General features: G+C 72.0%; 13 protein-coding genes. 5 read left to right on the forward strand and 8 right to left on the reverse strand.

What is annotated here, in order from left to right; all coding sequences use genetic code 11:
- Window positions 1-84: 84 nt before the first annotated feature.
- On the reverse strand, window positions 85-1,659 hold the full coding sequence (locus tag ACESL7_RS06455; protein ID WP_372892496.1) for a Re/Si-specific NAD(P)(+) transhydrogenase subunit alpha: 1,575 nt from the start codon (window positions 1,657-1,659) through the stop codon (window positions 85-87).
- Between the two features lie 130 nt (window positions 1,660-1,789).
- Complete coding sequence (locus ACESL7_RS06460; RefSeq protein WP_372892497.1) at window positions 1,790-2,242, reverse strand: methyltransferase family protein; 453 nt, start codon at window positions 2,240-2,242, stop codon at window positions 1,790-1,792.
- A gap of 212 nt (window positions 2,243-2,454) precedes the next feature.
- Between ACESL7_RS06460 and ACESL7_RS06465 the strand changes: the two genes are divergently transcribed.
- Window positions 2,455-3,207, forward strand: a complete 753-nt coding sequence (locus tag ACESL7_RS06465) for an SDR family NAD(P)-dependent oxidoreductase (protein WP_372892498.1) — start codon at window positions 2,455-2,457, stop codon at window positions 3,205-3,207.
- A gap of 155 nt (window positions 3,208-3,362) precedes the next feature.
- A complete protein-coding gene (gene kynU / locus ACESL7_RS06470; protein ID WP_372892499.1) occupies window positions 3,363-4,556 on the forward strand; it encodes a kynureninase in 1,194 nt (397 codons plus the stop codon).
- 20 nt (window positions 4,557-4,576) lie between these two features.
- Here the strand turns inward: kynU and ACESL7_RS06475 are convergent, their stop codons facing one another.
- From ACESL7_RS06475 to moaA, 4 genes are all read right to left on the reverse strand, one after another.
- Window positions 4,577-4,981: a DoxX family protein gene (locus tag ACESL7_RS06475; RefSeq protein ID WP_372892500.1), complete on the reverse strand. Its 405-nt coding sequence runs from the start codon at window positions 4,979-4,981 to the stop codon at window positions 4,577-4,579.
- A gap of 118 nt (window positions 4,982-5,099) precedes the next feature.
- Window positions 5,100-5,633, reverse strand: a complete 534-nt coding sequence (locus ACESL7_RS06480; protein ID WP_372892501.1) for a flavodoxin domain-containing protein — start codon at window positions 5,631-5,633, stop codon at window positions 5,100-5,102.
- A gap of 19 nt (window positions 5,634-5,652) precedes the next feature.
- Complete coding sequence (locus ACESL7_RS06485; protein ID WP_372892502.1) at window positions 5,653-6,432, reverse strand: gamma-glutamyl-gamma-aminobutyrate hydrolase family protein; 780 nt, start codon at window positions 6,430-6,432, stop codon at window positions 5,653-5,655.
- A gap of 160 nt (window positions 6,433-6,592) precedes the next feature.
- Window positions 6,593-7,600, reverse strand: a complete 1,008-nt coding sequence (gene moaA, locus ACESL7_RS06490; protein WP_372892503.1) for a GTP 3',8-cyclase MoaA — start codon at window positions 7,598-7,600, stop codon at window positions 6,593-6,595.
- A 228-nt stretch (window positions 7,601-7,828) separates the two neighbouring features.
- Here moaA and ACESL7_RS06495 point away from each other — a divergent pair, with 228 nt between their 5' ends.
- Window positions 7,829-8,290, forward strand: a complete 462-nt coding sequence (locus ACESL7_RS06495; RefSeq protein ID WP_372892504.1) for a YbhB/YbcL family Raf kinase inhibitor-like protein — start codon at window positions 7,829-7,831, stop codon at window positions 8,288-8,290.
- A 27-nt stretch (window positions 8,291-8,317) separates the two neighbouring features.
- On the opposite strand, the gene glmS is transcribed toward ACESL7_RS06495, so the two are convergent.
- Both glmS and glmU read right to left on the reverse strand, forming a co-directional pair.
- Window positions 8,318-10,138, reverse strand: a complete 1,821-nt coding sequence (glmS, locus tag ACESL7_RS06500) for a glutamine--fructose-6-phosphate transaminase (isomerizing) (RefSeq protein ID WP_372892505.1) — start codon at window positions 10,136-10,138, stop codon at window positions 8,318-8,320.
- Window positions 10,139-11,488: a bifunctional UDP-N-acetylglucosamine diphosphorylase/glucosamine-1-phosphate N-acetyltransferase GlmU gene (gene glmU / locus ACESL7_RS06505; RefSeq protein WP_372892506.1), complete on the reverse strand. Its 1,350-nt coding sequence runs from the start codon at window positions 11,486-11,488 to the stop codon at window positions 10,139-10,141.
- A 114-nt stretch (window positions 11,489-11,602) separates the two neighbouring features.
- Between glmU and ACESL7_RS06510 the strand changes: the two genes are divergently transcribed.
- Together ACESL7_RS06510 and ACESL7_RS06515 are read left to right on the forward strand one after the other, a co-directional pair.
- Complete coding sequence (locus ACESL7_RS06510) at window positions 11,603-12,265, forward strand: HAD-IA family hydrolase (protein WP_372892507.1); 663 nt, start codon at window positions 11,603-11,605, stop codon at window positions 12,263-12,265.
- A 38-nt stretch (window positions 12,266-12,303) separates the two neighbouring features.
- Window positions 12,304-12,912, forward strand: a 609-nt coding sequence (locus ACESL7_RS06515) for a DegT/DnrJ/EryC1/StrS family aminotransferase (protein WP_372892508.1), incomplete at its 3' end; no start/stop codon positions are given.

A 12,912-nucleotide genomic window follows, 5' to 3' on the forward strand; every position in this document is an offset into this window, starting at 1 on the left:
AGCGAGAGGATGAAGAGGACGCTCGCGGCGATGGCCGCGGCGGTGACGAACTGTTCTCCGACCATTGTCCTGCCTGTCCCCCGCTCAGGATTTCTGGAACATGGCGAGCATCCGGCGCGTGACCAGGAAGCCCCCCACGATATTGATTGTGGCGATCAGGACCGAGATCGCGGCCAGCGTCACCACCAGCCAGTTGCCCGATCCGATCTGCAGCACCGCGCCCAGCACGATGATGCCCGAGATCGCGTTCGTGACCGCCATGAGCGGCGTGTGCAGCGCGTGGTTGACGTTCCAGATCACCTGGAAGCCGACGAAGCACGCGAGCACGAAGACGATGAAGTGCTGCATGAAGGAGGCCGGCGCCACGAGGCCGAGCAGGCCCATCAGCACGATGCCCCCGCCCAGCAGCATCACCTGGCTGCGGGTCTGCGCCTTGAAGGCGGCGACCTCCTGCGCGCGCTTCTCCTCGGGCGTCAGCTCCTTCGGCTTCTCCTTGGGCTTCTGCGCCGCGATCGCCTGCACCTTGGGCGGCGGCGGCGGGAAGGTCACCTCGCCGCCATGCGCCACGGTGGCGCCGCGGATCACGTCGTCCTCCATGTCGTGGACGATCTGACCGTCCTTCTCGGGCGTCAGGTCGGTCAGCAGGTGGCGGACGTTGGTCGCGTAGAGCGTCGAGCTCTGCGTCGCCATGCGGCTCGGGAAATCCGTGTAGCCGACGATGGTGACGCCGTTGTCGGTGACGATCTTGTCGTCGGCGACCGTCATCTTGCAGTTGCCGCCCCGCTCGGCGGCGAGGTCCACGATCACCGAGCCGGGCTTCATGGCCTTGACCATGTCCTCGGTCCAGAGCTCCGGCGCCTCCCGGTTGGGAATGAGCGCGGTGGTGATGACGATGTCGATCTCCGGCGCGAGCTCGCGGAACTTGGCGAGCTGCGCCTCGCGGAACTCGGGGCTGGAGGGCTTGGCGTAGCCGCCCGACCCGGAGCCGTCCTCGAGCTCTTCCTCGAAATCCAGATAGACGAACTCGGCGCCCATCGACTCGACCTGCTCGGCCACCTCGGGGCGCACGTCGAAGGCGTATGTGATCGCGCCGAGCGAGGTGGAGGTGCCGATCGCGGCGAGGCCCGCGACGCCTGCGCCGACGACGAGCACCTTCGCCGGCGGCACCTTGCCCGCGGCGGTGACCTGGCCCGTGAAGAAGCGGCCGAAGTTGTTGCCGGCCTCGATCACCGCGCGGTAGCCCGCGATGTTGGCCATGGACGAGAGCGCGTCCATCTTCTGCGCGCGCGAGATGCGGGGCACCATGTCCATCGCGATGACGGAGCTGCCCTTCTCGGCCAGCGCCTTCATGTCGTCCTCGTTCTGGGCGGGCCAGAAGAAGGAGATCAGGAGCTGCCCCTCGCGGGTGCGCGTCACTTCGGCATCGGTCGGCGGACGCACCTTGGCGACCACCTCGGCCGCGCTCCAGAGCGCCTCGGCGTCGGGCACCACCGTCACGCCCGCCTCTTCGTAGGCTGCGTCGGTGAAGCCGGCCTTCGCGCCGGCGCCCGCCTCGACCAGGCATTCGTGTCCGAGCTTCGCGAGGTCGCGCGCGCTCTGCGGCGTCATCGCGACGCGCGCCTCGCCCTCCATCACTTCTTTCGGCGTTCCGATCTTCACCGGTGTCGTCCCCCCGCGTTGTCGGGCCCCGGGTGCCGGGGCTGGCGTTTCAACGTGCGATCCCTAGCGTCAGGGCCGCGGCTTCACAAGGCGCGAGGTCGCCCGCGGTCGCGGGCGAGTCGCATTTTTGCTATATCCATCGCCGCACCTTCTGCGCGTAGCGCGCGAAATCGGCGCGGAAGCTGCGGCGCAGGCGGTTCTCTTCCGGGATCACGAAGCGCCGCTCGAGCACCCAGAGCAGGAGCGGCACCAGCACGAGCGCGAGCACCGCGTCCCAGTAGAGGATCATCCCGGCCAGGATCATCAGATCGGCGAGGTAGATCGGGTTCCGCGTGCGGCTGTAGATGCCGCCCGTCACCAGCGCCGAGGCGTCCTGATGCGGCACTATCGTGGTGCGCGCGCGCCGGAACTCTGCGGCCGCGAGCGCGATCAGGACGAGGCCGCCGCCCACCAGGAGCCCGCCCGCGAGATCGGCCCAAGCGCCGCCGAAGCTCAGCCCGAGGGGCAGATGCCGCGCCTGCGCCCAGGCCAGCGCGAGCGCCCCGGCGAGCCACACCGGCGGCAGGTCCAGCCACTTCAGCATGCCGCGCGAGGCGAAATTTCGTCCGAAAACTCGCCGCCCCGCGCATCGGCGCAGAGCGATCCTTCGTACGAAAAATCTCGCAGTTTCCGGGTGTCTGCCGTCATCGTTCCCCTGTCTCCGGCCTGCGGCGCGATTCGGGAAGGGGCCGTTTCGTCGCGCCCCGCTTGCGGCCCTCGCCCCGGCCGGTAGTGTTCGCGGAAAGGGAGGATGCCATGGATCTGCAGGGAAAGCACGCGCTCGTGACCGGGGGCGGCACGGGGATCGGGCTTGCCATCGCCCGCGGGCTCGCCGAGGCGGGCGCCGAGGTCACCATCACCGGCCGCCGCGCCGCGGTGCTGGAGGCGGCGGCCGGGCCGAGGATGCACCCCGTGACGATGGACGTCACCGACGAGACCCAGGTCGTCGAGGGCGTGGCCGCCGCGGTCGAGGCCTGCGGGCCGGTGCAGATCTGCGTGGCGAACGCCGGCATCGCCGAGGGCCGTGCGCTCCACAAGACGGAGATGGACTTCTGGCGTCGCATGATGGCCACCAACCTCGACGGCGCCTTCCTCACGATCCGCGAGGCACTGCGCAGCATGGCACAGGCCGAGTGGGGCCGCGTGCTCGCGGTCTCCTCGGTCGCCGGGCTGCGCGGGCTCAAGGGCGCGCCGGCCTATACCGCCTCGAAGCACGGGATGATCGGGCTGATCCGTGCGCTTTCGGAGGATTTCGTCGGCAAGCCCGTGACCTTCAACGCGATCTGTCCAGCCTACGTCGATACGGAAATCGTCGCGCGCAACACCCGCTCCATCGCCGAGCGCGCCGGCGTGGACGAGAATCGCGCGCTCGAGATGATGGTGAGCATGAACCGCCACGGCCGCCTCGTCGCGCCGGAGGAGGTCGCCGCCGCGGCGCTCTGGCTCTGCGGGCCGGGGTCGGAGAGCGTCAACGGCCAGTGCATCGAGATTGCGGGCGGGCAGATCTGAGCGCGGCACGTGCCGCCGACGGCGACCGCGTCGCTCTCTCTCGCGCGGCTGCGGGGTGCAGCCCTGCGCGCGCGACCCTCTTGCGGGGCCGCCGATCTGGACGCCCGCCGTGCAAGGGCATAGCCTTGCGCTTCAACCCGAGGAGACGCCACCGCATGACCGATTTCGCCGCAACCAGGGCCCGGTTCCGCCTGCCGGAGGGGATGATCTACCTCGACGGCAACTCGCTCGGACCGCTGCCCGTAGACGCGCCCGCGCGGCTTGAGACGGTGATGCGCGACGAATGGGGCGAGATGCTGATCACCGGCTGGAACCGCGCCGGCTGGATGGACCGGCCACGGTCCGTCGGCGACCGCATCGGGCGGCTGATCGGCGCCGAGCGGGGCCACGTCGTCATGGGCGACACGCTCTCGATCAAGGTCTACCAGGCGCTCGCCGCTGCGCTCGAGTTGCGCCCGGACCGGCGGGTGATCCTGTCGGACAGCGGCAATTTCCCCTCCGATCTCTACATGGCCGAGGGGCTGGCGGAGATGCTCGGCGATGGCCACGAGCTCCGCGTGGTCGAGCCCGGCACCGTCGCGGACCATCTGACCGAGGAGGTGGCCGTCACGCTGATCACCGAGGTGGATTACCGCACCGGCCGGCTGCACGACATGGCCGATCTGACGCGGAAGGCGCATGCGGTGGGCGCGCTCACCGTCTGGGATCTCGCGCACACCGCCGGCGCCACGGAGGTGGACGTCGCCGGCTGCGGCGCGGATTTCGCGGTGGGCTGCACCTACAAGTACCTGAACGGCGGGCCGGGTGCCCCGGCCTTCATCTATGTCGCGCCGCGCCACGCCGACCGCGCGCGCCCCGCGCTCGCCGGATGGCTCGGCCACGCCGCGCCCTTCGCCTTCGAAGAGAGCTATCGCCCCGCGCCGGGAATCGAGCGGATGCGGGTCGGCACGCCGCCCGTCCTCGCGCTCGCCGCGCTGGAGGCCGCGCTCGACGTCTGGGACATGACCGACATGGCCGCGGTGAGGAAGCGCTCGCTCGAGCTCACGGGGCTCTTCATCGAGGAGGTGGAGGCACGCTGCCCCGAACTGGTGCTCGCCACGCCGCGCGCGCCGGCCGAGCGCGGCAGCCAGGTCTCCTTCCGCTTTCACGAGGGCTACGCGGCGATGCAGGCGCTCATCGCGCGGGGCGTGATCGGCGACTTCCGTGCGCCCGACATCATGCGCTTCGGGATCACGCCGCTCTTCATCGACGAGGACGATATCCGTCGCGCTGCCGGGATCATGGGCGAGGTGATCGAGGATCGCCTCTGGGACGACCCCGCTTACCGGGAACGGGGCCGCGTCACCTGAGACGCGGCCCCGCGGGCGGATCAGTCCGCCCGCCGGTCGAGCGCGAGCGGCCCGGCGCCGAAGGCCACGAGCATGCCCATGCCGCCGGCGATGGCGAGGTTCTTCAGGAAGTGGTTGACGTCGTTCTGCGCCGCCATGCCCTCCGCGGCGAGGCCCGGCAGCAGGTGGAACATCAGCCCCGAGAGGAGCGAGAAGCCGCCCAGCAGCACCGCCCAGAGCCGCACGCGCCAGCCGAGAAGCAGCGCCAGCCCGCCGCCGATCTCCAGAAGGATGACCAGCGGCAGGAGCGCGCCCGGCACGCCCATGGCCTCCATGTAGCCCTGCACCCCGGCGTAGCCGCCGATCTTCTGCACCCCCGCGATCAGGAAGATCGCGGAGAGGAAAACGCGCCCCAGCGGCGCGGCGTAGTGTGTCGTGTCCGTCATGTCGTCGCTCCTGTCGTCCGTGGCGGACCAGCCCGCCCTCCGCGACAGAAGATGGGCGGCGCGCCTGCGCGCGCCATCCCGCTCCGCGCAAGTCTCATGTGCGCATGCGCGCAAAAACTCAGCCCGAATCCTCTGGCCAGGCGTCGAAGAGCGCGGCGAGCGCCTCCCAGTCGGTGTATTCCCTGTCCTGCCCGGGATCGACCTCCTCGCCCTTCTGCGCCGCGATGTGGCGCATCGCCCAGCGGCGGAAGAAGTCGTACTGCGTGAAGCGGAAGGCGCCGGCCACCTGCACGATGCGCCCGGGGCGCCAGCCGGCGGCGGCGCAGAAGTCCTCCGCGATGCGCTCGATCTCGGCGTGCTCCTCCGGGTCGGTCCCGGCGGCGGCGAGCGAGACCTGAAGGAACAGCGTCGGCCGCGCGGTCAGCGCCGCGGCATGCTCGGCGGCGAAAGCGGCGAGGTCGGCCTGCACCCGCCCCATGTGCAGCGAGCCCGCCAGCACCGCCGCGTCCACGCCGGCCCAGTCGATCTCCTCTGCATCGGAGACCGGCAGCAGCTCCGCGCCGTGCCCGCGGTCCGCCAGCCGGCCCGCGACGAAGCGCGCGATACGCCGGGTCTGCCCCTCGGTGGTGGCGTAGACGACGAGGATCTTCACCGCCCCGCCCCCGGCCGGGTCAGGCGCGCGCCGCCACCGGCGCCCCGGCGCGCTCGGCCGCGAAGGCGCGCACCGCCTTGCCGAAGGCCTCGAAGAGCGGGCGCGAGACGGGATCGTTCGCCGCGTCGTACTCCGGGTGCCACTGCACGGCCAGGGTGAAGCCGGGCGCGCCGGCGACGTAAGCCGCCTCCGGCGTGCCGTCCCCGGCCCAGCCGTCGATGACGAAGCGCTGCCCGGGCCGCTTCACGCCCTGCCCGTGGAGGGTGTTCGTCATCACCTCGCGCGCGCCCATCAGCCGGTGGAACACGCCGCCCTCGGTGAAGGTGACCTTGTGGCGCAGCGCGAACTTCTCCTCCAGCGTGCCGTCGGGCGGCATGCGGTGGTTCATCCGTCCCGGCAACTCGCGGATCTCGGGATGGAGCGCGCCGCCCATCGCCACGTTGACCTCCTGGAAGCCGCGGCAGACCCCGAGGAAGGGCTGCCCGCGCGTCACGCAGGCCCGCACCAGCGGCAGCGCGATCGCGTCGCGCGCCCGGTCGAAGGCGCCGTGCTTCTCGGTCTCGGCCTCGCCGTATTCCTCCGGGTGCACGTTGGGGCGCCCGCCGGTGAGAAGAAACCCGTCGCAGGCCTCGAGCAGCTCCTCGACGGAGACGATCGAGGGGTCGGTCGGAATCACGAGCGGCAGGCAGCCCGCGACCTCGCTCACCGCCTGCGAGTTCATGGTCCCGCCCGCATGGGTCGGATACTGGTCGTTGACCAGGTGCTGGTTCCCGATGATGCCCACGACCGGCCGCGCCATGTTCGCCCTCGCTTGCTGCCCGCGACAAGATAGGACGTTCGCCCCGTCACGCAAAGCCCCCCGGCCCCTGCCCATCATCTTGGCGCAAATACTCTCGGGGGGTGAATTGGCCGCCAGGCCAAGAGGGGGGCAGACAGCCCCCCTCGACCGCGCCGGCGGCTCAGCCGCCGGTATGGCTCATGTGGCGCGAGACCTGCCCGTCCGCCCGCTGGCGCGAATAGTCGAAGTCGTGCCCCTTCGGCTTGCGGTCGATCGCCGCGCGGATGGCGGCCTCGAGCGGGGCGTCGGTCTCCGGATGGTTGCGCAGCGGCGCGCGCAGGTCGGCCTTGTCCTCCTGTCCGAGGCACATGAAGAGCTCGCCCGTGCAGGTGACGCGCACCCGGTTGCAGCTTTCGCAGAAATTGTGCGTGAGCGGCGTGATGAAGCCGATGCGCTGGCCCGTCTCCTCGAGGCGGACGTAGCGTGCCGGCCCGCCCGTGCGCTCGTCGGTGTCGGTGAGCGTGTAGCGCTCGGCGAGTTGCGCGCGCAGGTCCGAGAGCGCCCAGTACTGGCCGACGCGGTCCTCGTTGCCGAGATCGCCCATCGGCATCACCTCGATCCAGGTGAGGTCCATGTCGTGCGCCGCGCACCATTCCGTCAGCTCGAAGAGCTCCTCCTCGTTGAAGCCCTTGAGCGCCACGGCGTTGATCTTGACCCTGAGCCCCGCCTCGCGCGCGGCGCGGATCCCGTCGAGCACCTGCGGCAGGCGCCCCCAGCGGGTGACGCGGGCGAACTTCTCCTCGTCGAGCGTGTCGAGCGAGACGTTCACGCGGCGCACGCCGGCGGCGTGAAGCTGATCGGCGAAGCGGGCGAGCTGCGAGCCGTTGGTCGTCAGCGTCAGCTCCTTCAGCGCACCGGACTCGAGATGCCGGCCCATCCCCTCGAAGAAGGTCATGATGCCCTTGCGCACCAGCGGCTCGCCGCCGGTGATGCGGAGTTTCTCCACGCCCAGATGTACGAAACTCGTGCAGAGCCGGTCGAGCTCCTCCAGCGTCAGGAGCTCGGTCTTGGGCAGGAAGGTCATGTTCTCCGCCATGCAGTAGACGCAGCGGAAATCGCAGCGGTCGGTGACGGAGACCCGCAGGTAGCGGATGGCGCGCTGGAAGGGATCGATGAGCGGTGCGGTCATGCGTCGCAACCTAGGCTCCGGCCGGACTCGCGGCAAGAGCCGAGGTGCGCCGGAGGGGCAGGGCGCAGGCGCGCGGGACAGATCCGCAGGAACCGCGGCGGCGGCCCGCGCACTGATCCTGCGGGGCGGCCGTGTGGCCCTGCACGCCGACAATGACGCCACGGCGCCCGTCAGGCGGAACCGGCACTGGGGCGCCCCCGCCACGATGATGCATGCAAGGAGGTCACGATGCTCGCGCTCACCAGTCCGGATTTCGGCTCCGGCGAAACCATTCCCGCCCGCTTCACCTGCGACGGGGAGAACCTGTCGCCCGGCGTTCGCTGGACGGGGCTGCCCGAGGGCACGCGCGCGCTCCTGCTCGTCTGCGACGACCCGGACGCGCCGGGCGGGACCTTCCGCCACTGGGCGGCCTGGGGCATGGACCCGGCGGCAGGCGGCCTCGATGCGGGGTACGGGCCGGCCACGCTGGAGCCGGGGTTCCGTCAGGCGATCAACGATTTCGGCAAGCCCGGCTATTCCGGCCCCTGCCCGCCGGAGGGCGATGCGCCGCACGCCTACCACTTCCGTCTGAGCGCGCTGTCGGAACCGATCGCGGGGGCGGCGCCGGACGCCAGCTGCGAGGAGGTCGCGGCCCTCGCCCGGCCGCATGTCATCGCGTTCGCGGAGCTCGTCGGCGTCTACGGCCGCTGAGCCGCCGCGGCCGGGTCGGCGCGCGGCTCACTCCACCGTCACGGACTTGGCGAGGTTGCGTGGCTGGTCGACATCCGTCCCCTTCGCCACCGCCGCGTGATAGGCCAGAAGCTGCGCCGGGATCGCGTAGAGGATCGGGCTCAGCATCGCGTCCGCCGTGGGCAGCACGACGCGGCGCCAGACCGCGTCCCCCGCGGCCTCCGCGCCGGCGGCGTCGGTGATCAGCAGCACCTCGCCGCCGCGCGCCATCACCTCCTGCATGTTGGAGACGGTCTTGTCGAAGAGCGCGTCGCGCGGGGCCATGACCACCACCGGCACGGTCGTGTCCACGAGCGCGATGGGGCCGTGCTTCAGTTCGCCCGATGCGTAAGCTTCGGCGTGGATATAGCTGATTTCCTTCAGTTTCAGCGCGCCTTCGAGCGCCAGGGGGAACATCAGCCCGCGCCCGAGGAAGAGCACGTCGCGCGCCTCGGCGATCTCGGCGGCGGCGCGCTTCAGCGGGCCGTCGGTCTCGAGCGCGGCGGTGACGAGCGCCGGCAGCCCGCGCAGCGCGACGAGCCGCTCGGCGAGCGCCGGTGCCGCGAGGGTGCCACGCGCCTCCGCCGCGCGCAGCGCCATCAGCAGGAGCACCGAGAGCTGCGCGGTGAAGGCCTTGGTCGAGGCGACGCCGATCTCCGGCCCGGCGTGGATCTGCAGGTCGAGGTCCGCCTCCCGCGCGATGGAGCTTTCGGCGACGTTGGTGACCGAGACGATCTGCGTGGCGCGGCCCTTGACGTAGCGCAGCGCGGCGAGGGTGTCGGCCGTCTCGCCCGACTGGCTGACGAAGACGGCGAGCGTGCCCGGCGTGATGGGGGGCTCGCGGTAGCGGAATTCGGAGGCGATATCGACCTCCGCCGGAAGGCCGGCGATCTGCTCCAGCCAGTATTTCGCCGTCAGGCAGGCATAGTAGGCCGTGCCGCAGGCCACCAGCAGCACGCGCTCCGCCCGCGCGAGGTCGAGCCCCTCGGGCAGGGCGAGCGCCGCGCCGGAGGCGTCCAGATAGGCGTCGAGCACCGCGGCGATGGCGCGGGGCTGCTCGGCGATCTCCTTGGACATGAAGTGCTTGTGCCCCGCCTTGTCGAGGCGTGCGACCTCGGCGCGGATGGTGCGCGCCGGTCGGTTCGCGCGGGCGCCCGCGGCGTCCACGATCTCGGCGCCCGCGCGGCGGATCACGGCGCGGTCGCCCTCCTCGAGGTAGGTGAGGCGGTCGGTCAGCGGCGCGAGCGCGATGGCGTCGGAGCCCACGAACATCTCGCCCTCGCCCCAGCCGATGGCGAGCGGGCTGCCGCGCCGCGCGGCGACCATCAGGTCGTCCTCGCCCTCGAAGAGGAAGAGCAGCGCGAAGGCGCCCTCGAGCCGGGCGAGGGTGGCGTCGGCGGCGGCGACAGGGTCCATCCCCTGCGCGATGTGGCGCGCGGTCAGATGCGCGATCGTCTCGGTGTCGGTCTCGGTGCTGAACTCGGCGCCGTCCCCGGCCAGCTCGGCGCGCAGGTCGCGGAAGTTCTCGATGATGCCGTTGTGCACGACCGCGACCGGCCCGGCCTGATGGGGGTGGGCGTTCGTCTCGTTCGGCGCGCCGTGCGTGGCCCAGCGGGTATGCCCGATGCCGATCTTGCCGGCGAGCGGTTCGTGCACGAGCCGGTCGGAGAGGTTCACGAGCTTGCCCACCGCGCGGCGCCGCTCCAGCCGGCCGGCGTTGACCGTGGCGATGCCGGCGCTGTCGTAGCCCCGGTATTCGAGCCGCCCCAGCGCCTCCACGAGCATCGGCGCGACTTCGTGGGCGCCGAGGATGCCGACGATTCCGCACATCTAGCTGTCCCCCGTCTTTCCTGCGCGCTCGCGCAGCATCTGCATGAGCCGCGCGGCGAGGCCCGGCTTGGTGACCTGGCGCGCGCGGCCGAGGGCGAGCGCGGCGTCCGGCACGTCCTCGGTGATGACGGAGCCCGAGCCGGTCATGGCGCCCGCGCCCACGCGCACCGGCGCGACGAGCATGGTGTCCGAGCCGATGAAGGCCCCGGCGCCGATCTCGGTGCGGTGCTTGGAGACGCCGTCGTAGTTGCATGTCACCGTGCCGGCGCCGAGGTTCGCGCCCGCGCCGACGGCGGCGTCGCCGATGTAGCTCAGGTGGTTGACCTTCGCGCCCTCGGCGAGCGTGGCGCCCTTGACCTCGACGAAGTTGCCGACGCGCACCTCCTCGCCGAGTTCCGCGCCGGGGCGCAGCCGCGCGTAGGGCCCCACGACCGCGCCGCGCGAGACATGGGCGCCCTCAAGGTGGCTGAAGGCGCGGATCGTCGCGCCGGTCTCGATCGTGACGCCCGGGCCGAAGACGACGTTCGGCTCGACGGTCGCGTCGCGGCCGATCACCGTGTCGTGGGCGAAGAACACCGTCTCGGGCGCGGTGAGCGTCACGCCCGTCTCGAGCGCCGCGGCGCGCGCGCGGGCCTGAAAGGCGGCCTCGGCGGCGGCGAGGTCGGCGCGGGAATTGACGCCGAGCATCTCCTCCTCCGCGCCGCGCACGACGGTCGCGCGCGCGCCCTCGGCGCGGGCGAGCGCGACCACGTCGGTGAGGTAGTATTCCCCGCTCGCCGCCGCCGGCTCCAGCCGGTCGAGGAGCGGAAAGAGCAGGCGCGCCGGCGCCGCGAGCACGCCCGAGTTGCAGAGCCCGATGGCGCGCTGGCCCTCGTCGGCGTCCGTCCACTCGACGATGCGCAGGAGATCGTCGCCCTCGGTCACGAGCCGGCCGTAGCGCGCGGGATCGGCGGGCTCGAAACCGAGGACGACCACCTCGGCCCGCGCGCGCGCCGCGGTCATCGCCTCGAGCGTCCCGGGCCGGACGAAGGGCGTGTCGCCGTAAAGCACGACGATGTCGCCCTCGAAGCCCTGCAGGAAGGGCGCGGCCTGCGCGACGGCGTGGCCGGTGCCGAGGCGCTCGGCCTGCACGGCGATGCCGGCCTCGGGCCATTCCTCGTGCGCGGCGGCGGCGACGTCCTCCATCCCGGGGCCGGTGACGACGACGACCCGCTCGGGCGCGAGGCTGAGGCCCGCGCGCAGCGCATGCGCCAGGAGCGGTGCGCCGGCCACCTCGTGCAGCACCTTGGGCCGGTCGGAGCGCATCCGCGTGCCCATGCCGGCCGCGAGAATAACAAGTGCCGTCGCCATGCCGCCCCTCTGCCGCTTTCGCTTTGCGCGCATCCCCCGTATTACCGACGGGCAGGGCGCCCGCAAGGCCGCGCCGTGTCACCAAGAGTTTCGGGCTGTAACAGGGGCGCGACCATGCGCACGGTGATCTTCGACCTCGACGGGACGCTCGCGGACACCAGCGGCGATCTGATCGCGGCTGCCAATGCCTGTTTCCGTGCCATGGGGGCGGGCGACGTGCTCGACCCGGTGCGGGACGCGGGTACGGCCTTCCACGGGGGGCGCGCGATGCTGCGCCTCGGGTTTTCCCGGATCGGGCACGACGCGGACGAGGCCGCGGTCGATCGGCATTACGACGACCTGCTGGCGGCCTACGAGGCGGCGATCGACGTGCACACCGCGCTCTATCCCGGCGCGATGGAGGCGGTCGGCGCGCTCTCGGATGCCGGGTACCGCGTGGGTATCTGCACCAACAAGCCCGAGCCGCTGGCCGAGCTTCTGACCACGCGTCTCGGCGTGCGCGACGCCTTCGCCTCGCTCGTCGGCGCGGGGGGGCTGCCGCGCAAGCCCGACGCCGCGCCCTTCGTCGAATCGGTGCGCCGCGCGGGCGGCGACCCGGCGCGCGCGCTTCTGGTGGGCGACACGGAGACCGACCTGCGCACCGCGCGCGCGGCCGGTGTGCCCTCGGTGCTCGTCACCTTCGGCCCCGAGGCCGAGCGCGTGGCGGCGCTGGGTCCGGAGGCGCTGATCGGGCATTTCGACGAAATGCCGGGCGTCGCGGCGCGGCTCCTGCCCTGAGCGTTGACGGGAGCCCGCCGGCCGGTCAATGAAGGCCCATGACCGCGCGCTTCACCGGCAGCTTCACCCAGCAGGAGCCGATCCCCGAGGAGGGGATCGAGGCGGCCGTCGCGGCGATGCGCCACGGCCGGCTGCACCGCTACAACCTCGCCCCCGGCGAGACGGGCGAGGTCGCGGCGCTCGAGGCGGAGTTCGCCGCCGTCACCGGCGCGCGCTACTGCCTCGCGGTCGCCTCGGGCGGCTACGCGATGGCCACCGCGCTGCGTGCCGCCGGCGTCGGCCCGGGCGAGGCGGTGCTCTCCAACGCCTTCACGCTCGCCCCCGTGCCCGGCGCCATCGCGAGCCTCGGCGCGCATCCCGTCCACGTCGGCGTGACGGAGGCGCTGACCATCGACCTCGACGATCTGGCGGCGAAGGCGGATCGGGCGCGCGTGCTGCTCCTGAGCCACATGCGCGGGCACATCGCGGACATGGACCGGCTCATGGCGATCTGCGACGCGGCCCAAGTCACGGTGATCGAGGATTGCGCGCACACCATGGGGGCGGCTTGGCGCGGCGTGCCCTCGGGCCGCCACGGCGCGGTGGGCTGCTATTCCACGCAGACCTACAAGCACATGAACTCGGGCGAGGGCGGGCTGATCGTCACC

The sequence above is a fragment of the Rhodosalinus sp. genome (assembly GCF_041685465.1).
In the GTDB taxonomy this organism is placed as follows: Bacteria; Pseudomonadota; Alphaproteobacteria; order Rhodobacterales; family Rhodobacteraceae; genus Rhodosalinus.

Bases quoted from the DNA above. Each gene is read 5' to 3' on its own strand.
- glmU (WP_372892506.1), bottom strand. From the start codon at position 11,488: ATGGCGACGGCACTTGTTATTCTCGCGGCCGGCATGGGCACGCGGATG.
- ACESL7_RS06485 (WP_372892502.1), bottom strand. From the start codon at position 6,432: ATGGCGCGGCCGGTCGTGGGCATCATCGGGAACCAGCACCTGGTCAAC.
- ACESL7_RS06475 (WP_372892500.1), bottom strand. From the start codon at position 4,981: ATGACGGACACGACACACTACGCCGCGCCGCTGGGGCGCGTTTTCCTC.
- kynU (WP_372892499.1), top strand. From the start codon at position 3,363: ATGACCGATTTCGCCGCAACCAGGGCCCGGTTCCGCCTGCCGGAGGGG.
- ACESL7_RS06465 (WP_372892498.1), top strand. From the start codon at position 2,455: ATGGATCTGCAGGGAAAGCACGCGCTCGTGACCGGGGGCGGCACGGGG.
- ACESL7_RS06510 (WP_372892507.1), top strand. From the start codon at position 11,603: ATGCGCACGGTGATCTTCGACCTCGACGGGACGCTCGCGGACACCAGC.
- moaA (WP_372892503.1), bottom strand. From the start codon at position 7,600: ATGACCGCACCGCTCATCGATCCCTTCCAGCGCGCCATCCGCTACCTG.
- ACESL7_RS06460 (WP_372892497.1), bottom strand. From the start codon at position 2,242: ATGCTGAAGTGGCTGGACCTGCCGCCGGTGTGGCTCGCCGGGGCGCTC.
- glmS (WP_372892505.1), bottom strand. From the start codon at position 10,138: ATGTGCGGAATCGTCGGCATCCTCGGCGCCCACGAAGTCGCGCCGATG.
- ACESL7_RS06495 (WP_372892504.1), top strand. From the start codon at position 7,829: ATGCTCGCGCTCACCAGTCCGGATTTCGGCTCCGGCGAAACCATTCCC.